The 19,614-nt window shown below is 60.7% G+C and carries 16 protein-coding genes; 10 read left to right on the top strand and 6 right to left on the bottom strand.

Annotated features, from left to right (window positions below; translation table 11 throughout):
* Positions 1-163: 163 nt before the first annotated feature.
* Entirely contained in the window at positions 164-1,756 is a 1,593-nt protein-coding gene (locus SWE17_RS02255; RefSeq protein ID WP_322991504.1) for a GMC family oxidoreductase, read from the top strand.
* Positions 1,757-1,884: 128 nt separating this feature from the next.
* Here SWE17_RS02255 and gap read toward each other — a convergent pair whose 3' ends face one another.
* The 3 genes from gap to SWE17_RS02240 all read right to left on the bottom strand — a co-directional run bounded on the left by gap (position 1,885) and on the right by SWE17_RS02240 (position 6,303).
* A complete protein-coding gene (gene gap / locus SWE17_RS02250; RefSeq protein ID WP_322991503.1) occupies positions 1,885-2,892 on the bottom strand; it encodes a type I glyceraldehyde-3-phosphate dehydrogenase in 1,008 nt (335 codons plus the stop codon).
* A gap of 178 nt (positions 2,893-3,070) precedes the next feature.
* Positions 3,071-5,101, bottom strand: a complete 2,031-nt coding sequence (gene tkt / locus SWE17_RS02245; protein WP_322991502.1) for a transketolase — start codon at positions 5,099-5,101, stop codon at positions 3,071-3,073.
* 107 nt (positions 5,102-5,208) lie between these two features.
* On the bottom strand, positions 5,209-6,303 hold the full coding sequence (locus SWE17_RS02240) for an aromatic ring-hydroxylating dioxygenase subunit alpha (protein WP_322991501.1): 1,095 nt from the start codon (positions 6,301-6,303) through the stop codon (positions 5,209-5,211).
* A gap of 153 nt (positions 6,304-6,456) precedes the next feature.
* On the opposite strand from SWE17_RS02240, the gene SWE17_RS02235 reads away from it, so the two are divergent.
* The 7 genes from SWE17_RS02235 (at position 6,457) to SWE17_RS02205 (ending at position 13,013) form a co-directional block, all read left to right on the top strand.
* Positions 6,457-7,167, top strand: coding sequence for a nucleotidyltransferase family protein (locus SWE17_RS02235; protein WP_322991697.1), 711 nt, complete (start codon positions 6,457-6,459; stop codon positions 7,165-7,167).
* A 133-nt stretch (positions 7,168-7,300) separates the two neighbouring features.
* Complete coding sequence (locus tag SWE17_RS02230; RefSeq protein WP_322991500.1) at positions 7,301-8,689, top strand: aminopeptidase P N-terminal domain-containing protein; 1,389 nt, start codon at positions 7,301-7,303, stop codon at positions 8,687-8,689.
* 7 nt (positions 8,690-8,696) lie between these two features.
* Positions 8,697-9,302 carry an MOSC domain-containing protein gene (locus tag SWE17_RS02225; RefSeq protein WP_322991499.1) on the top strand — a complete coding sequence of 202 codons (606 nt, stop codon included), beginning with the start codon at positions 8,697-8,699 and terminating at the stop codon, positions 9,300-9,302.
* 200 nt (positions 9,303-9,502) lie between these two features.
* Positions 9,503-11,806 (top strand): NADP-dependent malic enzyme, encoded by a 2,304-nt coding sequence (locus SWE17_RS02220; RefSeq protein ID WP_322991498.1) that lies wholly within the window; start codon positions 9,503-9,505, stop codon positions 11,804-11,806.
* Between the two features lie 154 nt (positions 11,807-11,960).
* Complete coding sequence (locus SWE17_RS02215) at positions 11,961-12,374, top strand: ribonuclease domain-containing protein (RefSeq protein WP_416234953.1); 414 nt, start codon at positions 11,961-11,963, stop codon at positions 12,372-12,374.
* A 28-nt stretch (positions 12,375-12,402) separates the two neighbouring features.
* Positions 12,403-12,828 (top strand): barstar family protein, encoded by a 426-nt coding sequence (locus SWE17_RS02210; RefSeq protein ID WP_100118130.1) that lies wholly within the window; start codon positions 12,403-12,405, stop codon positions 12,826-12,828.
* Positions 12,807-13,013, top strand: coding sequence for a hypothetical protein (locus SWE17_RS02205; protein WP_143473937.1), 207 nt, complete (start codon positions 12,807-12,809; stop codon positions 13,011-13,013). Before SWE17_RS02210 ends, SWE17_RS02205 begins: the two co-directional genes overlap by 22 nt.
* Positions 13,014-13,108: 95 nt before the next feature.
* Here SWE17_RS02205 and rsmA read toward each other — a convergent pair whose 3' ends face one another.
* From rsmA to SWE17_RS02190, 3 genes are read right to left on the bottom strand one after another with little or no spacing between them, the layout of a single operon-like run.
* Complete coding sequence (gene rsmA, locus SWE17_RS02200; protein ID WP_322991497.1) at positions 13,109-13,891, bottom strand: 16S rRNA (adenine(1518)-N(6)/adenine(1519)-N(6))-dimethyltransferase RsmA; 783 nt, start codon at positions 13,889-13,891, stop codon at positions 13,109-13,111.
* Positions 13,888-15,243: a peptidylprolyl isomerase gene (locus SWE17_RS02195; RefSeq protein ID WP_322991496.1), complete on the bottom strand. Its 1,356-nt coding sequence runs from the start codon at positions 15,241-15,243 to the stop codon at positions 13,888-13,890. Before SWE17_RS02195 ends, rsmA begins: the two co-directional genes overlap by 4 nt.
* On the bottom strand, positions 15,236-17,602 hold the full coding sequence (locus SWE17_RS02190; RefSeq protein WP_322991495.1) for an LPS-assembly protein LptD: 2,367 nt from the start codon (positions 17,600-17,602) through the stop codon (positions 15,236-15,238). Before SWE17_RS02190 ends, SWE17_RS02195 begins: the two co-directional genes overlap by 8 nt.
* Before the next feature lie 152 nt (positions 17,603-17,754).
* On the opposite strand from SWE17_RS02190, the gene SWE17_RS02185 reads away from it, so the two are divergent.
* Together SWE17_RS02185 and SWE17_RS02180 are read left to right on the top strand one after the other, a co-directional pair.
* Entirely contained in the window at positions 17,755-18,888 is a 1,134-nt protein-coding gene (locus SWE17_RS02185; protein ID WP_322991494.1) for an aminoglycoside phosphotransferase family protein, read from the top strand.
* 7 nt (positions 18,889-18,895) lie between these two features.
* A complete protein-coding gene (locus SWE17_RS02180) occupies positions 18,896-19,597 on the top strand; it encodes a 16S rRNA (uracil(1498)-N(3))-methyltransferase (protein WP_322991493.1) in 702 nt (233 codons plus the stop codon).
* Positions 19,598-19,614 lie beyond the last annotated feature (17 nt).

Raw genomic sequence — 19,614 nt, 5'->3', positions numbered from 1 at the left:
AGACGATGCGTGCGAGAAATATCAATGACAGTCCACATGGTGTATTCCTGAAAGTCCAGCCATTGTGAGGGTTTGTCTACGGCCAGGTTTGACGCATGCATGACAGGCCCTGACAGGCGCCAGCCCTTACATTGGTTCCATAAAACTTTGGGTGGGGTAAGCCATGGAATTTGATTATGTGATCGTGGGCGGCGGCTCGGCCGGTTGTGTGCTGGCCAGTCGCTTGAGCGAAGACCCTGCCGTGCAGGTGGCCCTGCTCGAAGCCGGCCCGCCCGACAACAGCGCCTTGATCCATTGCCCTGCGGGCATCGCGCTCATGGCCCGTACCGAAATCGTCTCGGAGGGCCTGAACACCGTGCCGCAGCCCGGCTTGAACGGCCGCATCGGATTCCAGCCGCGTGGCCGTACTTTGGGCGGCTCTAGCTCCACCAACGCCATGGCCTACATCCGTGGCCAAGCCGTGGATTACGACACCTGGGCCGATATGGGTTGCCAAGGTTGGTCTTGGGCCGAGGTGTTTCCCTACTTTCTCAAGGCCGAGCACAACGAACGCATTCACAACGAGTGGCATGGCCAAAACGGCCCTTTGAACGTGGCCGATCTGCAAAGCCCCAATCCTTTTGCCAAACGGTTTGTCGAGGCGGGGGTACAAGCGGGTTTGGCGCACACCACCGACTTCAATGGCCCCACACAAGAAGGCGTGGGCCTGTACCAGGTCACGCAAAAGGCAGGCGAGCGTTTCAGCGCCGCCAAGGGCTACCTGACGCCCAACTTGGGCCGACCCAACTTGCACGTCATGACCGGCGTCACGGTGGACCGCATTGGTTTGGTGGATGGTGTGGCGCGGCAGGTGCATGCCTTGCAAGGCCGCCAGCCCATGAGCTTGACGGCCCGCCGCGAAATCATTTTGAGTGCAGGCGCTTTCCAGTCGCCCGCCATCCTGATGCGCTCAGGCATGGGGCCTGCCGCGCATTTGGAAAGCCTGGGCATTGAGGTGCTGCGCGACTTGCCCGGCGTGGGCGAAAACCTGCACGACCACCCGGACGCGGTGCTGGTGGCCGATGCGCCGGGGCAAACCGATTTGATCGGTGTGTCACCCAAAGGCATGTGGCACACCTTGCAGGCCATGTGGGCCTGGCGGCAGCACCGCAAAGGGCGCCTGACCACCAACTTTGCCGAGGGCGGCGCGTTTTACAAAAGCCGACCTGATGAGGCGCACCCGGACATCCAACTCCACTTTGTGGTGGCTAAATTGGTGGACCACGGCCGGCAACTCACGCTGGGGCATGGTTACTCTTTGCATGTGTGCTTGTTGCAACCGGACAGCCGTGGGCGTGTGCAACTCGCCGACCGCAACCCCAACAGTGCGCCGCTGATTGACCCTCAATTTTTGAGCGACCCGCGAGACTTGCAGCGCTTGCGCGAAGGGGTTCGCCAAGCCCAGCGCATTCTGGCCCAGCCCGCATTGGCGGCGTATGGCAAAGAGTGGGCAGCATCCGCCGATGCCCATAGCGACGAACAACTCGACCACTGGGTTCGCCAAAACGCCGACACGGTCTACCACCCGGTGGGCACCTGCCGCATGGGGCAAGACGAGATGGCGGTGGTGGACGCTCAGCTTCGCGTGCACGGTGTACCCGGCCTGCGCGTGGTCGATGCCTCGGTCATGCCGCGCATCGTGAGCGGCAACACCAACGCGCCGACGATCATGATTGCAGAGAAGGCGGCGGATTGGATACGCGCCAGTCGGCCATGAAAAAAGCGCCCGAAGGCGCTTTGAGCGATGGCCCATGGCAGCGTCAGGGCTCCCCGCAGGGGCGATGTGGCAAAGCGAAGCGCCTCTGAGCTCCTGCGGGGAGCCCTGACGCTGCCTGCCGGTTCAACTCACTTCTTCTTGGCCACCACCCGCACCATCTCTAGGCACTGCTTGGCGTAGCCCCATTCGTTGTCGTACCAGGCGACGATCTTGACGAAGCTCTTGTCCAAGGCAATACCGGCCGTCGCGTCGAACACGCTCGCGCAGGACTCGCCACGGAAGTCTGTAGAGACCACTTTTTCGTCGGTGTAACCCAGCACGCCTTGGAGGGCCCCTTCGCTTTGCGCTTTCATTTCGGCGCAGATGTCGGCGTAGCTGGCGTCGCTGTTGAGCTCAACCGTGAGGTCAATCACCGACACGTCAGAGGTTGGCACACGGAAGGCCATGCCGGTGATCTTGCCTTTGATCTCGGGGATCACCACGCCCACGGCCTTGGCTGCGCCCGTGCTGCTGGGGATGATGTTTTCCAAGATGCCGCGGCCGCCGCGCCAGTCTTTCCGCGATGAGCCATCCACGGTCATTTGACTGGCGGTAGCGGCGTGCACCGTGGTCATCAGGCCGCGCTTGATGCCCCACTTGTCGTTGAGCACCTTCACAACCGGTGCCAGGCAGTTGGTGGTGCATGACGCATTCGACACGATGGCTTCGCCGGCGTATTTTTTGTGGTTCACGCCATAGACGAACATGGGGATGCTGTCTTTGGACGGGGCCGAGATCACGACCTTTTTGGCACCAGCGGCCAAGTGCATCTGGCTGGTGGGCTCGGTCAGGTAATGGCCTGTGCATTCGAGCACGGTGTGCACACCCATCTCGCCCCAGCGCAGGTTGTGTGCATCGCGCTCGTGCGAAAGCTTGATCTTTTTGCCGTTGACGATGAGGGTGTCTTCGGTGAAGTCCACCGTGCCATCAAAGCGGCCGTGCACGCTGTCGTACTTGAGCATGTAGGCCAAGTAGTCGGACGGCTTGGGGTCGTTGATGCCGACGATCTGAATGTCGTCATAGCCGTGTTTGAGGGCGGCGCGAAGAGCCAGACGGCCGATGCGGCCAAATCCGTTGATACCCAGCTTGATGGTCATGGTGAGAGCCTCAGGAGATAAGTTACTAAACCGTTACGTAACCGGATTGGAAACCAAGACCCTTTCAGAATCCTGATCCCCGGACGTGGCTTCAGCGCCTTTTGGGCGAGGAAGGTGTCCGGCCGGTCAGTGGCCGTTGTGGCACGCAGCGCCCCGTGAGGGGCGGCGTGGCGAACGATCAGGCCTTGAGCAGTGCGGCGTGGACCGTGTCGGCCACGTTTTCGGCGGTGAAGCCGAAGTGTTTGAAGAGCACAGGCGCTGGGGCCGACTCGCCGTAGGTGTCGATGCCGACGACGGCGGCGCAGCCGTATTTCCACCAGCCGTCGGTGGAGCCCATCTCGACCGCCACGCGGGGCAGGCCTTTGGGCAGCACGCTTTGCTTGTATTCGGTGTCCTGGCGGTCGAACACATTGGTGCTGGGCATGGAGACCACGCGCACACCGATTTTCCGTTCGGCCAACAGTTTTTGTGCGGCCAGGGCCAGTTGCACTTCAGAGCCGGTGGCGATGATCACGCCGTGGGTCTTCTTGATGCCGACTTCGCTGGGCTCGGCCAGCACGTAAGCGCCACGGCTGATGTCGCCCAGATCGCTCTTGGGTGAATAAGCCAGGTTTTGGCGTGACAGCAGCAGGGCCGATGGGCGGTGGGCGTTTTGCAGTGCCACGGCCCAGGCCACGGTGGTTTCGGCCGTGTCGGCGGGGCGCCACACGTCCAAGCCAGGGATCAGGCGCAGGCTGGCCGCGTGCTCAATGGACTGGTGGGTCGGGCCGTCTTCGCCCAGACCAATGGAGTCGTGGGTGAAGACATGGATCACACGCTGCTTCATCAGCGCGGCCATGCGTATGGCGTTGCGTGAGTAGTCAGAGAAAGTGAGGAAGGTGCCGCCGTATGGGATGTAACCGCCATGTAACGCGACGCCGTTCATGATGGCAGCCATGCCGAATTCGCGCACGCCATAGTTGATGTGGCGACCGATTTGGCCTTCTGCTGTCTTGACCACATCACCGGCCAAGTCCACGCGGAAAGCGGGGGTGCTCTTGGTGTTGGTCAGGTTGGAGCCGGTCAGGTCGGCCGAGCCGCCCAGCATTTCGGGCAGGGCAGCGGTGAAGGCTTCCAGCGCCAGCTGGCTGGCCTTGCGGCTGGCCACGGTTTCGCCCTTGGTGTGAGCTGCGACCACGGCGTCAAACGCCACTTGGTTGAAGTTTTTGGGCAGCTCGCCCTTCATGCGGCGCACAAACTCTTTGGCTAGTGCCGGGAAGGCGGCTTTGTATGAGGCAAAAGTGGTGTTCCACTCGGCTTCGCGGGCTTTGCCAGCCACTTTGGCGTCCCAGTCGGCATAGACCTCTTTGGGGATCTTGAAAGGCTCGGCCGTCCAGCCCAGGGCTTCGCGGGTGAGCTTGATTTCTTCGGCGCCCAATGGCTCGCCGTGGGCTTTGGAGGTGCCTGCACGGTTGGGCGAGCCCTTGCCGATGGCGGTCTTGCAGACAATCAGGGTTGGTTTGTCCGCGCTGTGCTTGGCGGTAGCGATGGCCTTGGAGACCGCCGCTGCGTCGTGGCCGTCCACAGCGTCGATCACGTTCCAGCCGCAAGCGGCAAAGCGCTGGGGCGTGTTGTCGATGAACCAAGGGGCGACCTTGCCGTCGATCGAGATGCCGTTGTCGTCGTAGAGAGCGATCAGTTTGTTCAGCTTCCAGGCTCCGGCCAGGGCCACGGCTTCGTGGCTGATGCCTTCCATCAGGCAGCCGTCACCCAAGAACACGTAGGTGTGGTGATTGACGATGGCGTGGCCTTCTTGGTTGAACTCGGCGGCCAGCATTTTTTCGGCCAGGGCCATGCCTACGGCGTTGGTGATGCCTTGGCCCAGCGGGCCGGTGGTGGTTTCCACGCCGGGCGTCACGCCCACTTCGGGGTGGCCAGCGGTTTTGCTGTGCAAGGTACGGAATTTCTTGAGTTCATCGATCGGCAGCTTGTAGCCGGTCAGATGCAGCACCGAATAAATCAGCATGGAGCCGTGGCCGTTTGACAGCACAAAACGGTCGCGGTTGGCCCAGTGCGGGTTGCTGGGGTTGTGTTGCAGGTGATCGCCCCACAGCGCCACGGCCATGTCGGCCATGCCCATGGGGGCGCCGGGGTGACCGGAGTTGGCTTGTTGAACGGCGTCCATTGCGAGGGCGCGGATGGCGTTCGCCATGTTGTGTGTATTGGCCATGGGGGCAACTCCGGTGATGAGGTCGGGAAAACCCGTGATTTTAGCGGTTGTCCGCTGGGGCCTAAGTCACTGGGATAGCGCTGGGAGGGCGAAGAACCAAGCCAGCTTCAGTTCGGTGCTTCCTGGCGCTGGCGAGCCAGCACATAACGGCGCATGGCCACGGCCGGGGCATCGGCCGCTACAGAAAACTCGTACAAATCTTCGGGTGGGGTGCTGGCCAAGGCCTGCTCTTGCAGCGCCAAGCCGTCCACATCTTCTTGAAAAGCCACAAACAACTGATCGTGCATGAAGCGCGTGGTCTCGAGCTTGCCCAATGCAAAATCGCGCCCGTGCACGATGAAGTAGTGGCTGCTGGTGGTTGTTTCCGGGGTGGGCATGTGGGCGGTGCGGATGCGGTACTCGGGACGCTCGTTTTCCGGCAGGTGGCAATCGTAGAAAGTCACCGACACCTCATGCAGCCCCAGGCTGCGGAACTCCGAGCGCACGATTCGGGCAGCCTGGCCCTGCCCGGTCAAGCCTGTCGGGATGGCCCACACCGGGGGCAAGGTGGTCGGCACCACGTTGCGCAGCAAGGCGAATTGGCCATCGCCGATAACGCTTTCAAAAGCTGCTTTGGCGTAATCGGGCGTGCCAAAGCTTTTGGCGTGCAAAAAACTCAAATGTGTGAGGTCCAGCAGGTTTTCGTGCAGGCGCACATAACTGCCTTGCAGGCTCAAATAGCCTTGTGAGCGCTCCCACTCAGGGCTCTCCATCCAGTCTTGTGGCGGCAGCTTGGACAGGTCGGCAAGCTCTGCCTCGCCCATCCAAATCCAAACCACCGCACCGCGCTGATGGGTGCGGTAGGACCGGATGCCCACGTTTTTGGGGCAGTTGGCTTGTGAGGGGACTTCGATGCAGTCGCCTTTGGCGTTGAAGCGCAGGCCGTGGTAACCGCACACGATAGTGTCTTGGGTCAATGTGCCAGCCGACAGTGGCATGGAGCGGTGCGGGCAGCGGTCTTCGAGTGCCACCACCTGCCCCGTGCTGGTTCTGTAAAAAACCAGACGGCGTCCCAGCAGGGTGCGGGCCAGCAGTTGTTCCTTGATTTCCTCGGCAAAGGCGGCCACGTACCAGTCGTTCATGACAAAAGGTGTGTGCCGGTCGGCCATGCGATCGGAGGCGTTTTGTGCGGCGGCAATGACGGCGGGCAGGGGGCGTGTCATAGGAGTCTGAGGGTTGGCTGTGCAGGGAACAGTGTAGGACTGACGGGTAGGTTTGCTCTGTCTCGTGAGCGCCTGAAAGCATGGCAACATCCCACCATGTCGATTTCAAACGCTCCGATCCCGTCTACGCTCGTTACGGCCCCAGCCCAAGCCATGGTTCTCGCTGCCGGACGCGGCGAGCGCATGCGCCCCCTCACCGACACCACCCCCAAACCCATGCTCACCGTGCGCGGCCAGCCACTCATGCAGTGGCCCATGCAGGCCTTGGCGCGGGGCGGTTTTTCCCATCAACTGATCAATACCGCTTGGTTGGGCGAGCAGATTCCCGCGCACTTTGGCGACCGCGCCATTTGGCCCGGATTGCCCGAGGTGCAGATCAATTACTCCCATGAAGGCCAGGACTTTGGCCAGGCGCTGGAAACCGCTGGCGGCATTGTTCGCGCTCTGCCCCGCTTGGCCGAGGTGTTTTGGGTGGTGGCCGGCGATGTGTTTGCACCCAATTTCGTGTTCACGGCCCAGGCCTTTCAACGTTTTGCCGCCAGCCCTGCATTGGCCCACCTGTGGTTGGTGCCCAACCCGGCGCACAACCTGGGCGGAGACTTTGGCTTGTCAGCCGAAGGCCTGGTGTTGAACCTGCCCAAAGAGGCGGCAGGCCGTGACCATACTTTCAGCACCATTGCGCTCTACAAAAAAGCCTTTTTTGCCGATTGCGGTGTGCCTGCAGGCAACCCCCAGGGCGCCGCGCTGGCGCTGGCTCCCTTGTTGCGTGCGGCGATGGACCGTGGGCAGGTGACGGGTGAGGTGTATGCGGGCGACTGGACCGATGTGGGCACCCCTGAGCGGTTAGCGCTGTTAAACATTTGAGCGTCACCCTTGATCCACTGGGGTGGAAATTTTGTGGGAGCCCCGCCCCCGGGGCGATGGTTTCCAGTTCATGGCTGGCCTATCGCGGCGAGGGCGCCGCTCCTACAAGCGTCACCGCTCCTACAATGTTCAAATGACCTCTCACACGATCTACGCCCAACGCCGTGCCCGCCTCGCTGCCCAACTGGGCGCAGGCGGGATCGCCATCATCCCCACCGCGCCCGAGCGCCAGCGCAACCGCGACAGCGATTACCTGTACCGGCACGACAGCTACTTTTATTACCTGACCGGCTTCACCGAGCCGCACGCCAGTTTGGTGATCACGGCCGAGGGCGAGTGCACGCTGTTTTGCCAAGCCAAAGACCTGGAGCGCGAAATCTGGGACGGTATCCGTTTGGGCCCAGAAGCCGCGCCCGCTGCTTTGGGCGTGAACCGGGCTTTGCCGATCGGCGAGATGGCTGCGCAGATGCCCAAGCTGCTGGAAAACCGCAGCACTGTTTGGTACCCCTTTGCCATCCACACCGGGCTGGAAAGTCTGGTGAACAGCTGGCTGCAGTCGGTGCGTGCGCGGGTGCGTTACGGCGCTTTGTGTCCTGAGCAGCAGCGAGATCTGTGCAGTTTGCTCGATGAGATGCGCTTGGTGAAAGACGCACACGAACAAGACATCATGCGCCGCGCCAGCACCATCAGCGCCCGCGCCCACATCCGCGCCATGCAGCGCAGCGCGGCCATGTTGCGTGCAGGCCAAGAGGTGCGTGAATACCACCTGGACGCCGAGTTGCTGCACGAGTTCCGCCAAAGCGGTTCGCAGTATCCGGCCTATGGCTCCATCGTGGCGGGCGGTGCCAATGCCTGCGTGCTGCATTACCGTGCCGACACGGCCTTGATCCAAAACGGTGACTTGGTGCTGATCGATTCAGGTTGCGAGCTGGACGGTTACGCCAGCGACATCACCCGCACCTTCCCGGCCAACGGCACATTCACCGGGCCGCAACGCGCTTTGTACGACTTGGTGCTGGCCTCGCAAGACGCCGCCGTGGCCGCCACCAAAGCGGGTGCCCGTTTTGTGGACCCGCACGAGGCCACCGTGGCCGTGCTGGCGCAGGGCCTGCTCGATGTGGGCTTGCTCGACAAAAACAAGGTGGGCAACGCACAAGACGTGATCGCCAACCGCAGCTATTTCCAGTTCTACATGCACCGCACCGGCCATTGGCTGGGCATGGACGTGCACGACTGCGGCAGCTATGTCGAGCCCTCGCAGGTGGGCCAGGTCAGTGAACGCCAAGACCCGCTGAGTGGTGAGCTGATCAAGGACCGCCCGAGCCGCATCCTGCAGCCGGGCATGGTGTTGACCATCGAGCCGGGCCTGTATGTGCGCCCTGCCCCCGGCGTGCCCGAGCCATTCCACAACATCGGCATCCGCATCGAAGACGACGCCATCGTGACCGCTACCGGGTGTGAGCTGATCACACGCGGCGTGCCGGTCAAGGCCGACGAGATCGAAGCATTGATGCGTGGCTGAAGCGGCCATGCCGACGAGTTCGCCGCCGGGTTTATCGGGCACGCTGCTTGCCATCCAGACCGGCCGGGTTCGCCCCCTGATGGTGGGTGGGCGAAAGTTGGTGTCGGCCATTGGCAAAACGCCTGTTGCTGGTCCCATCGAGGTTGGTGTTTTGGGTCTGGCGGGTGACGAGCAAGCCGATTTGTCGGTCCATGGGGGCCTGAGCAAAGCGGTGTACGCCTTGCCTTCGGAGCACCTGCCTTGGTGGCAGGCACAGCGCCAGTTGCATGGCGCGACGATGTTTGAAGAACCCTTGGCGCCAGGCTATTTGGGCGAAAACCTGAGCTTGCAAGGCCTGATCGAGCAAGAGCTGTTCATTGGTGACCGCCTTGACTTTGGTGAGGTGGTCTTGCGTGTGACGCAGCCGCGCGAGCCCTGCGGCAAGTTCAACGCCGTCATGGGTTACCCCTTGGCCGCCAAAGACATGGTGCAAAGCGGGCGCTGTGGCTTTTACTTGGCGGTCGACAAACCCGGCTTTTTGCAAGCTGGGGCTCCATGCCAAGTTCTGCCAGGGTCGCGCTCGACCTGCGTGACCGAGGCCCTGCAACACAAAGCCTGGAAGCATTTGCGCTGAACCACCGCCATTTGTGCGCAAAAGTCAAAAGCCAACTCACTTGAGAAGGGTATTACCCGGGCTACAGGACTTGAATCCGAGGTCTACAATGAAAATATCGACCGACTGTCGCCCAGAGCGTTGACAAATGATTGCCTTTCGCTCGTGTTTGCTGAACCCCGGCAACCCTGACAGCACATTCCTACAACGGAGCCAAAACAATGACCGACAAGGTTAAAGCCGAAGAAAAACGCGCCCAACTGCGCAAAGCCGCACTCGAATACCACGAGTTCCCCACCCCCGGCAAAATCGCCATCGCCCCCACCAAACAGCTGGTCAACCAGCACGACTTGGCGCTGGCCTACTCGCCCGGTGTGGCTGCACCTTGCGAAGAAATCGTCAAAGACCCGGCCAACGCTTTCAAATACACCAGCCGGGGCAACCTGGTCGGCGTGGTGACCAACGGCACCGCCGTGCTGGGCCTGGGCGACATTGGCCCGCTGGCCAGCAAGCCGGTCATGGAAGGCAAGGGCGTGCTGTTCAAGAAGTTCTCGGGCATCGACGTGTTCGACATCGAGATCAACGAAAAAGACCCGGACAAACTGGTCGAGATCATTGCTTCGCTCGAACCCACTTTTGGCGGCATCAACCTCGAAGACATCAAGGCCCCGGATTGCTTCTACATCGAGCGCAAGTTGCGCGAGCGGATGAAGATCCCGGTCTTCCACGACGACCAGCACGGCACCGCCATCGTGGTGGGCGCGGCGATCCTCAACGGTTTGAAAATCGTGGGCAAAGACCCCAAGAAGATCAAGCTGGTCACATCCGGCGCAGGCGCAGCAGCTTTGGCTTGCTTGGGGCTGTTGGTCAAGCTGGGCATTCCGCGTGAAAACATTTGGGTCACCGACCTGGCGGGTGTGGTCTACGAAGGCCGCACCGAACTGATGGACGAAGACAAGATTCAGTTTGTGCAAAAGACCGAGCACCGCACATTGCGCGACGTGATTGCCGGGGCGGACGTGTTCCTGGGCCTGTCGGCAGGCGGTGTGCTCAAGCAAGACATGGTGCAGTCCATGGGCCCCAAGCCCCTGATCTTTGCGCTGGCCAATCCCAATCCCGAGATCAACCCCGAAGACGTCAAAGCCGTACGCGACGACGCCATCATGGCCACAGGCCGCACCGATTACCCCAACCAGGTCAACAACGTCCTGTGCTTCCCCTACATCTTCCGGGGTGCTTTGGATTGCGGCGCCACCACCATCACGCTGGAGATGGAAATCGCCGCCGTGCACGCGATCGCCGAGCTTGCCCAGGCTGAGCAAAGCGAAGTGGTGGCGGCAGCCTATGTGGGCGAGCCGCTGGCTTTTGGCCCCGAGTATTTGATTCCAAAGCCGTTTGACCCGCGCCTGATGATGAAAATCGCCCCTGCCGTGGCCCAAGCCGCAGCGGAGAGCGGCGTGGCTTCGCGCCCGATTGCTGACATGGACGCCTACCGCGAGCGCCTGCAAGGCTTTGTGTACGCCTCGGGCACCATGATGAAGCCGATCTTCACCGCCGCCAAACGCGCCCTGAAAAAGCGCATCGCGTACAGCGAAGGCGAAGAGGAACGCGTGTTGCGCGCTTCCCAGATCGTGGTGGACGAAGGCATTGCCCGCCCCACTTTGATTGGCCGCCCAGCCGTCATCGCCGAGCGCATCGAAAAATTCGGCCTGCGTCTGAGAGAAGAACTGGACTACGACGTGGTCAACGTGGAGCAAGACGACCGTTACCGCGATTTCTGGCAAACCTACCACCGCATGACCGAGCGCAAAGGCGTCACCGAGTCGATCGCCAAGATCGAAATGCGCCGCCGTTTGTCGCTCATTGGCGCCATGTTGCTGCACAAAGGCGATGTGGATGGCATGATTTGTGGCACTTGGGGCACCAACCCCATGCACCTGAATTACATTGACCAAGTGGTGGGCAAGCGAGCCGGCGTCAACACATTTGCCTGCATGAATGGCCTGATGCTCCCCGGTCGTCAAGTTTTCATGGTGGACACCCACGTCAATTACGACCCCACAGCCACTCAATTGGCCGAATTCACCGTCATGGCTGCCGAAGAAATGCGCCGTTTCGGTATTCAGCCCAAAGCCGCGCTGTTGTCGCATTCCAACTTCGGTTCATCCAATGAACCCAGCGCCATCAAAATGCGCGACGTGTTGGCCTTGTTGCGTCAAAACGCGCCTTGGCTCGAAGTGGATGGCGAAATGCACGGCGATGTGGCCTTGGACACAGCCGCGCGCCAGGTCATCATGCCCAACTCCAGCTTGATCGGTGACGCGAATTTGCTGGTTTTGCCAAACATCGACGCCGCCAACATCGCCTACAACCTGCTCAAGACCGCGGCCGGTGGCAACATCGCTGTCGGGCCGGTTTTGCTGGGTGCGGCCAAACCGGTGCACATTTTGACGCCCAGCACTACGGTACGCCGGATTGTGAACATGACGGCACTCACGGTGGCCGATGCCAATGCGGCGCGGTAAGGCTTAAAACTAGAGCGGGCGCTCACTTAAACAGTGAGTGCCCTGACAAGTCCTGCTTGTTTATTGGGCAATCGCTTGCTTTTTTAGCGCGATTGCCTCACACTAGCGCCTTCGAGTTTTCGGGTTAACCCGGAGGCTTCTGAAAGGTGTTTTCATGAAGGTGGCTCGACCCATGGCCGCCCCAAAGCGCTGGATAACGGTGTTTTTGGGGTTGTTCTTATCAATTTGCACTCTTGCAGTGCAAGCCCGTCCAGCCGCCGACGCACAAGACTCGCCCACGGTGTGGGTGTCAGACTTGCCGCGGGAAGGCCAAGAAACGTACCAACTTATCCATCAAGGAGGTCCTTTTCCCTACGAAAAGGACGGGACAGTTTTTGGCAACCGTGAGCGACTGCTGCCCCGTGCGATGCGGGGGTTTTACCGTGAATACACCGTCAGAACACCGGGTATCAAGCATCGCGGAGCGCGGCGCATCGTTTGTGGTGGGCAAGCCCCTCGAAAGCCAGAAGCCTGTTATTACACGAGCGACCATTACGCGAGTTTTCGCATGATTGTCGTCAAGCCTTGATTGTTGATTTTAGAGAAAGACCACGAAGATGGACATGCCGATTCGTCACGACCAAGAGGCGCCCCTGAAGGGCGTGCGGTCCAACATCGTGCAGTCGATTCGCGCCTACCGCGTGAGCGATCTGCAGGAAGCCGCCCAAGGACTGGGCCACCACTTTTTGTACGCCAACCTGGCCGAAGCCCAGAGCAAACAAGACGTGCTCGACCTCATTGGTGCGCAATTCACGCTGCCTTCGCACTTTGGCAAGAACTTTGATGCCTTGTACGACTGCATGACCGACCCCTTGCACAAGTCAGGCCCACAGCCTGGCTTCATCGTGGTGCTGGAGCAAATTCCTGCGCACGTCAAATTTGACAAGGAAGCCCGCGAGCAATTGCTGGACATCTTCCGTGACACCGCCGATTACTGGGGAGACAGGAAGATACCCTTCCGATGCTTCTATTCTTTTCTGTAGCCCGTTCTGCGCAAAACAGCCAAGCAGGACGGGCGATTGAGGCACAAACAACCGAGGACGCCGTGATGGCCGAATCGATCGAAGAAGGCGAAAAAATGCCCACCGACAAACTGGTGGATGTCTCGCCTTTGGCGCTGCGCATGAGCAGCCCATTCAACGCAGGTTACTGGCTCGCCGCAGCCTGATACCCTGAGAGCCGCTCATGCGGCATCCATGAAAAAGCCCGTTCAAGACGGGCTTTTTCGTTGGTTTGGTCCTCGACCAGGGTGTGCAATGCGGTTTAAACGGCCTGTGCCAAAGCCACGAATTCGGCGACAGGCACTTCTTCGGCGCGGCGCTGCAGGTCAAATGTGCCGCTAAAGCCTTTTTCATCGAGCCATTTGCCCAATGTGTTGCGCAAAATTTTGCGGCGTTGGCTGAAGGCCACCTGCACCAGCGTCTCCAGCGTTTTGACATGGACATCGGGTGGTTGGGCCAAGGGCACCATGCGCACCACCGCGCTGTCTACGCGCGGGGGCGGGTCAAAGCTCTCCGGTGGCACGAACAGCACATTGGCCATGTCGTAGCGCCATTGCAGCATGACCGACAGGCGGCTGTAGTCAGAGGTGGCAGGCTTGGCCACCATGCGGTCAATGACTTCTTTTTGCAGCATGAAGTGCTGGTCTTCGATCACATCGACCTGCTCCAGCAAGTGGAACAAGATGGGTGTGGAGATGTTGTAAGGCAGGTTGCCCACAACCCGGATTTTGGCGGCGGTGGCTGGCGTTTGCGCTTTGGCCAGCATTTGCGAGGCCAGTGTCCTGAAGTCGACCTTCAACACGTCCGACTCCACCACCGACAGGTGAGGGTGCTCGCGCAGGCGTACGGCCAAATCGCGGTCCAGCTCGATCACCGTCAGGTGGCCCAAACGCTCCACCAAGGGCTGTGTCAAGGCTGCTAGACCTGGGCCGATTTCGACCATCGGCTGCCCTGCTTCGGGGTTGATGGCGTCCACGATGGCATCGATGATGCCGCCGTCTGTCAAAAAATGCTGACCGAACCGTTTGCGGGCGATGTGTTTCATTGAGGGGGCTCGCGCATCTCAACGTAAGCACGCCCACGGATCTCTTCCACCCAAGCGGCGTAGGTTTCGTCGAGCTTTTTCTCGCGCAGGGCGCTGCGTGCCAATGTGCGTTGTTCTTGATCGCTCATGGGGGCATTGCGGCGATCGGTCACCTCGATCAGGTGAACTCCGAAGCGGGAGACTAGGGGTTCCGCGACTTGGCCGGGGCGCAGGCGGTTCATGACTTGTTCAAACTCGGGCACAAACATGCCGGGGTTGGCCCAACCCAAATCGCCACCTTGCTGGGCGCTGCCGTCTTGCGACATCTCGCGGGCCAGCGCCGCAAAATCGGATTTCCCGGACACCACGGCTTGCCGAATGTCGGTCAATTTGGCCACAGCCTGGGCCTGTGACATTTGTGCCGATGGCCGCAACAAAATATGTCGGGCGCGGGTTTGGGTCACCAGCAAGGTGGTGACTTGGCGACGTTCCAGCACTTTGAGGATGTGAAAACCAGCGGCAGAACGCACGGGCGCAGCCACTTCACCCGCCTTGAGGTTGCGCGTGGCCTCCAAAAACAGTTCAGGGTAGCGGTCGGCAGGGCGCAAGCCCATCTCGCCGCCATTGGCGCCCCGGTCGGACGTTTGAGAAAACGCCTTGGCCAGGTCGGCGAAGTTTTCGCCAGTTTGGGCGCGACGGGCCACATCGGCAGCGCGTTCGCCCAAGACTTTGATGGCGGATTCATTGCTGTTTTCGGGCACCGCAATCAGCACCATGCCCAAATTCAATTGGGCGGGCACCTGGGCTGCTTGGGCCTTGAGCTGCTCACTCAAAAATTGTTCCACTTCCAAATCGCTCACACGGACACGGCCTTCAACCTCGCGCTCACGCAAACGGGTGAGGGTCAGTTGGGTGCGCAACTGTTCGCGAAACGCACTGACCGAGATGCCCTCTTGAGCCAAGCGCTTGTGCATGTCTTCCCGCGACAACTGGTTGCTGCTGGCCACGTTCAATTCGGCCTGATCAACGGCTTCGGTCTCAATTTTGATCCCGCTTTCTCTGGCCTGCTGAAGCTGTGCCTTTTCATTGATGAGCTGCTCGACCGCCGCGCGGGTCAGTTCAGAGGCTTCTGGTTTGTTGCCACCGCGGGCCGCCGCATCGTTGGCCAAACGTTGGCGCAACAGCTGCACCTCGCGGTTGGTGATGGGCTCTGAATTCACCACCGCCACAATGAAATCGGCTTGGCGAACAGGTGTGACTGCAGCACTGCTGGCGCTGGCTTGAGCCATGGCTGCGTTCACGTTGAGCAAGCCCATACCGGCCCAAAGTGTTTGCCAAAGCATCGAGCGAACAGGAAAAAACGATTTATTCATAGTGCTGGAACCGGCTGGGTTGAACCGTGCTGTCGCGCAGGTATTGGTAGCGTGGAATGTTGTCACTGAGGCTCTTCAAGGGGCTCACGCCTACGCGTGCCAAACCGATGAACTCCAGTTGAAAAAGAATGCGACTGGTGGCGCTGGTGGCGTTGCTGACGACGATGTTGGAAATGTTGGTTTGGAGCCGTTCAAAGGCAATTCGGCCCAGCCAGCAGCCCGCATCGTATTCCAGGCCGACCAGGGTGTCCACGAGGCTGCGTTCTTTCAGGCTGTAGTTGAGTCGACCGACCGAGTACCAACGGTCTGGCCCCAGGCCTTGTCCGGGCGTTCGCGACCAAGCGTTTTCAGTTTGCCGGTCTGTGGCGCCCACCAGGTCACTCAAAGGCCATTGCCAGCCCACTTCCACAAATTCAGACTTGGGCGTTGCTTGGTTGTTGGCGCGGTAAGCCGCATTGATCACGCGGTAAGCGCTGTGGCTGTAGCGTCCCTGCAAGGTGGTCCGGGCGATGTCGTGCGTTTGGTTGTTGGCCTGCACGGTGGCATCAAGTGACCAGCGGTCGTCCCAGCGGATGCCTGCACCGAACAAGATATCGCTCAGACCCGTGGTGCTGGGGATTTGCCCCGGCAAAACCACCTGCTGGTCTGAAAACCGGATGCGTTGTGCCATTCCGACCCGCAGCATTTCAGCGCCTGTGCCCACATCAAAAAACCGGCTGCTCACGCCCAGCGTCAGGGCGTTGTTGTCCACCAACCGGTCATGGCCTACATAGGTGTTTTCGCTGTAAATGGTGGACAGGTTGAAGTCGGTCGCACCGCTGTCGTAGACCGGCAGGAGACTTTGGTCTTTGTAAGGTGTTCGGGCATAAAAGGCGCGGGGTTCGAGGGTTTGCAGCACGTCGCGTCCGAACCAGCGGGTTTCGCGTTCAAACACCAACCCTGCATCCAGGCTGAAGGTGGGCAAGACCCGGTTCACCGCCGTGGCGCCGTTGTCAAGCGCCCGGTCCATCTGGTAACGCGTGGCGTGCAGTTGCAGTTTGGGGGTCATGAATCCCCAAGGGCGAATCCAGGGACGGCTGACTTGGGCTTGCACAAAACTGCGCTCGCCGTTACGGGGCAGCGTCCCGGCGTTGACCAAACTCGCCACGCGCGAGTAATCGGCTTCAAAACGGGTGGTGTCGCCCATCACCGACCAGTCGAGTCCATCGGCATTCCATTGGCCATAGCGCATGGTGATCTGTGGGGCCCGGTCATAAGGCGGAGCCGAGTCTTGCAAGTTTTGCCAGCGCTGCACTTGGGCGCTCATGCTGAAGTCACCCCGTCCCCACGACAGGACGCCTGTAGAGGGCAGGATGCGTTGGGTCAGCACCAAGCCCGAGCGGGGGAAATCTCGCCAGTAATTGTTGTCGCTGACGCGGTTCAGGGTCAGGCCAAGCCCGATGCGCCCAACGCTGTCATTGCCTGTGTCAATACTGCCGTTGTGTTGACTGGACAAGCCCCAGCGACGCTCGTCGCGCAACTTGTCAGAGGGCATCAGGTTCAGGCGCAGCTGGCCGCTGTAGTCGCGCTCCTGGTAGCGGAACTCGGTGTCGGCGGCGATGCCGCGTTGGCTCATGACATGTGTGGTCACCGTTGCATCGCGGTTGGGAGCGATGTCAAAGTAATAGGGCTGTGCCACCTCGATGCCGTTGACCGTGTCCACACTCAACAGGGGCGGTAAAAAACCCGATTTGCGCTCATTGGTCAGGGGCAAGCTGATGGAGGGCACGGTGAAGACGGTCAAATCCTGAAAGCGCAGCTGAACGTTTTGCGCGAGGATGCTTGACTCTTCTTCGTCGATGGTCAGTTTCGTGGCCTTCAGCAGCCACTCAGGGAGCCACTCGGGGCCAGGCGTTCTGCGGCAAGTGGTGTATTTGGCTTGGCGAACAATGGTTCGTTGGTTGTCCACAAACTCAACTTCGCTGGCTTGTCCGTACCCCCCGCTGGCATACAGCTCGAATTCCGGACTTTCAAAGCGGCCTTGGAAGCTGTCCACTTTGAGTTTCAGGTGTGGCCCTGAAAAAACGCTGGTGGGCGTGCTGATGCGCACTTGGCCTTTGGCGTCCACCACGTCTTGCGTTTGGTCGTAGTCCAGGCGATCTGCGCTCAATGCCAAGCCGGGGCGTCGGATGCTGGTTTCGCCCTGCACCACCAGATCCATGTCAGGGCGTGCGGTGATTTGCGCGCCCTTGACAAATACGGCCCCTTCGGAGCGCTGGCGCTCCGAGACAGCCTCTTCCAGCAAAGGGCTGGTGCGCAGGGGCAATGGCGCGGGTTGGGCCCAAGTCGCACCGATGCTCCAAGCCAACAGCAAGGCCATGACCCGGACGGAACGGCCATGAGCCGTTGACCGGCTGATCGACAAACAGAAAAATGCGAAATGAGAGGCCACAAAATAGGGAAAGTTACAAAAGAGTCAGCCTGTCGCCCGCTCACGGAGGCCGCAACAGGCTTTGTAGAATGGGATTATCCATGAGCCACCCTTCCTCCCCCCCTATTTCCCCGTTGACTTCTTCGACCGCACCTTCGTCGGTACCTTTTGCCGCTGTTCCTTGGGCAGACCCCGCAAGACAAGGCTTGTTCACGGCTTGGATGGCCAGCATGGCCAAGGCGTACGGACTGTTGCCTGAAACCCTGAGGATTGCCTCGGCCGACGCCAGCTTTCGCCGCTACCTGCGGGTAGACACGACTCAAGGCGAAAGCCGCATCGTCATGGACGCACCGCCCGACAAGGAAAACTCCGAACCCTTTGTGCGCATCGCTGCGTTGATGACGTCAGCAGGCCTCAATGCCCCTGAAGTGCTGGATTGGCACGAGGCCCACGGCTTCATGTTGCTGAGCGACTTGGGCGACGCCACCATGATGTCGGCCATTGACCCCGAGCGCCCTCAGGCCAACCATGGCCTGTACATGCAAGCGGTGGACACGCTGGTGCAGTGGCAACTGGCCTCGCGCCCAAGTGTGCTGCCGCCCTATGACGCTGCTTTGCTGAACCGCGAATTGAGTTTGTTTCCAGATTGGTATTTGGCCCAGCACCGGGGCGTGCAGCTGCAAGGCGCGCAGCGCGAGGTGTTTGACAAGGCCTTCGCCCTCATCGTCCAGCGCAATCTGGCCGCGCCCAGCGTGTACGTACACCGCGACTTCATGCCGCGTAATCTGATGATGCCTTTCGGCGCGAATCCACAACTGGGGGTGCTGGATTTCCAGGATGCGGTCTACGGCCCTGTCACCTACGATGTGGCCAGCTTGATGCGCGATGCGTTTTTGACTTGGGATGAAGACTTTGTCCTCGACGTCACCATCCGCTACTGGGAAAAAGCCCGCAAAGCGGGCTTGATGGATTTTGAAGACTGGCACAGCGACTTTGGCGCCTTCTACCGCGCCGTGGAGTGGATGGGCCTGCAGCGCCACTTGAAAGTGGCGGGCATCTTTGCCCGCCTGACCCTGCGCGATGGCAAGCCCAAGTATTTGGCCGATGCGCCGCGCTTCATCCACTACATCCGTAAAGCTTGTGACCGTTACCGCGAGCTGGGCCCGCTGCTCAAGCTGATCGACGAAATCGAGGGCACGACGCCCCAGGTCGGTTTTGCTTACGGACGGATGTAAGTTCCTCATGCCCCGTTTCTATTGCCCCGCTCCCCTGCAAACCGGCTTGGCGCTCAGCCTGCCTGCTGGCGCTGCCCGCCATGTGCAGGTGCTGCGCCTGCAGCCTGGCGATGTCATCACCTTGTTCAACGGCGAGGGCGGCGAGTTTGACGCCACCGTCACCCGCATGGGCCGCAGCGATGTCGATATCGAGGTGGGCGTTCACAACCCGATCGAGCGCGAGGCCGCCCGCCCAGTGCACCTGTTGGCTGGCATCACCGCCAACGAGCGTATGGACTGGTTGGTCGAAAAAGCCACCGAGCTCGGCGTGGCCAGCATCACGCCCCTGGTGGCCGAGCGCAGCGTGCTCAAGCTCAAAGGCGAACGCGCTGAAAAAAAATTGGCGCATTGGCAAGGCGTGGCCGTGGCGGCGGCCGAGCAGTGCGGACGCAACCGTGTGCCCACGGTGCACGCGGCGGTCACGCTCAAAGAGTGGTTGGCATGGGCCGAGGCAGGGGAACGCTGGGTGTTGTCTTTGTCAGAAGGCACGCAAGCCCTGTCTGCCATGACCGGCAGCGGCCCCGTCACCGTGCTCAGCGGCCCTGAAGGGGGCCTGAGCCCGAGCGAAGAAGCCAGTGCCTTGGCCGCAGGGTTTGCCCCCATCACATTGGGCCCGCGCGTGCTGCGGGCCGAAACCGCCCCCTTGGCGGTGTTGGCCATTTGCGCCTGAAGCCTGCGGGCGATGGG

The sequence above is a fragment of the Limnohabitans sp. genome, from assembly GCF_034680285.1.
GTDB lineage: Bacteria > Pseudomonadota > Gammaproteobacteria > Burkholderiales > Burkholderiaceae_C > Limnohabitans_A.
This window is presented reverse-complemented; position numbering and strand designations above follow the sequence as displayed.

What these genes read in the sequence shown, in the direction of transcription:
- SWE17_RS02190 (WP_322991495.1), bottom strand. Translation starts at nt 17,602, where the DNA reads ATGGCCTTGCTGTTGGCTTGGAGCATCGGTGCGACTTGGGCCCAACCC.
- tkt (WP_322991502.1), bottom strand. Translation starts at nt 5,101, where the DNA reads ATGGCCAATACACACAACATGGCGAACGCCATCCGCGCCCTCGCAATG.
- SWE17_RS02185 (WP_322991494.1), top strand. Translation starts at nt 17,755, where the DNA reads ATGAGCCACCCTTCCTCCCCCCCTATTTCCCCGTTGACTTCTTCGACC.
- SWE17_RS02215 (WP_416234953.1), top strand. Translation starts at nt 11,961, where the DNA reads ATGAAGGTGGCTCGACCCATGGCCGCCCCAAAGCGCTGGATAACGGTG.
- SWE17_RS02235 (WP_322991697.1), top strand. Translation starts at nt 6,457, where the DNA reads ATGGTTCTCGCTGCCGGACGCGGCGAGCGCATGCGCCCCCTCACCGAC.
- SWE17_RS02220 (WP_322991498.1), top strand. Translation starts at nt 9,503, where the DNA reads ATGACCGACAAGGTTAAAGCCGAAGAAAAACGCGCCCAACTGCGCAAA.
- rsmA (WP_322991497.1), bottom strand. Translation starts at nt 13,891, where the DNA reads ATGAAACACATCGCCCGCAAACGGTTCGGTCAGCATTTTTTGACAGAC.
- SWE17_RS02180 (WP_322991493.1), top strand. Translation starts at nt 18,896, where the DNA reads ATGCCCCGTTTCTATTGCCCCGCTCCCCTGCAAACCGGCTTGGCGCTC.
- SWE17_RS02255 (WP_322991504.1), top strand. Translation starts at nt 164, where the DNA reads ATGGAATTTGATTATGTGATCGTGGGCGGCGGCTCGGCCGGTTGTGTG.
- SWE17_RS02230 (WP_322991500.1), top strand. Translation starts at nt 7,301, where the DNA reads ATGACCTCTCACACGATCTACGCCCAACGCCGTGCCCGCCTCGCTGCC.
- SWE17_RS02195 (WP_322991496.1), bottom strand. Translation starts at nt 15,243, where the DNA reads ATGAATAAATCGTTTTTTCCTGTTCGCTCGATGCTTTGGCAAACACTT.
- gap (WP_322991503.1), bottom strand. Translation starts at nt 2,892, where the DNA reads ATGACCATCAAGCTGGGTATCAACGGATTTGGCCGCATCGGCCGTCTG.
- SWE17_RS02210 (WP_100118130.1), top strand. Translation starts at nt 12,403, where the DNA reads ATGGACATGCCGATTCGTCACGACCAAGAGGCGCCCCTGAAGGGCGTG.
- SWE17_RS02225 (WP_322991499.1), top strand. Translation starts at nt 8,697, where the DNA reads ATGCCGACGAGTTCGCCGCCGGGTTTATCGGGCACGCTGCTTGCCATC.
- SWE17_RS02205 (WP_143473937.1), top strand. Translation starts at nt 12,807, where the DNA reads ATGCTTCTATTCTTTTCTGTAGCCCGTTCTGCGCAAAACAGCCAAGCA.
- SWE17_RS02240 (WP_322991501.1), bottom strand. Translation starts at nt 6,303, where the DNA reads ATGACACGCCCCCTGCCCGCCGTCATTGCCGCCGCACAAAACGCCTCC.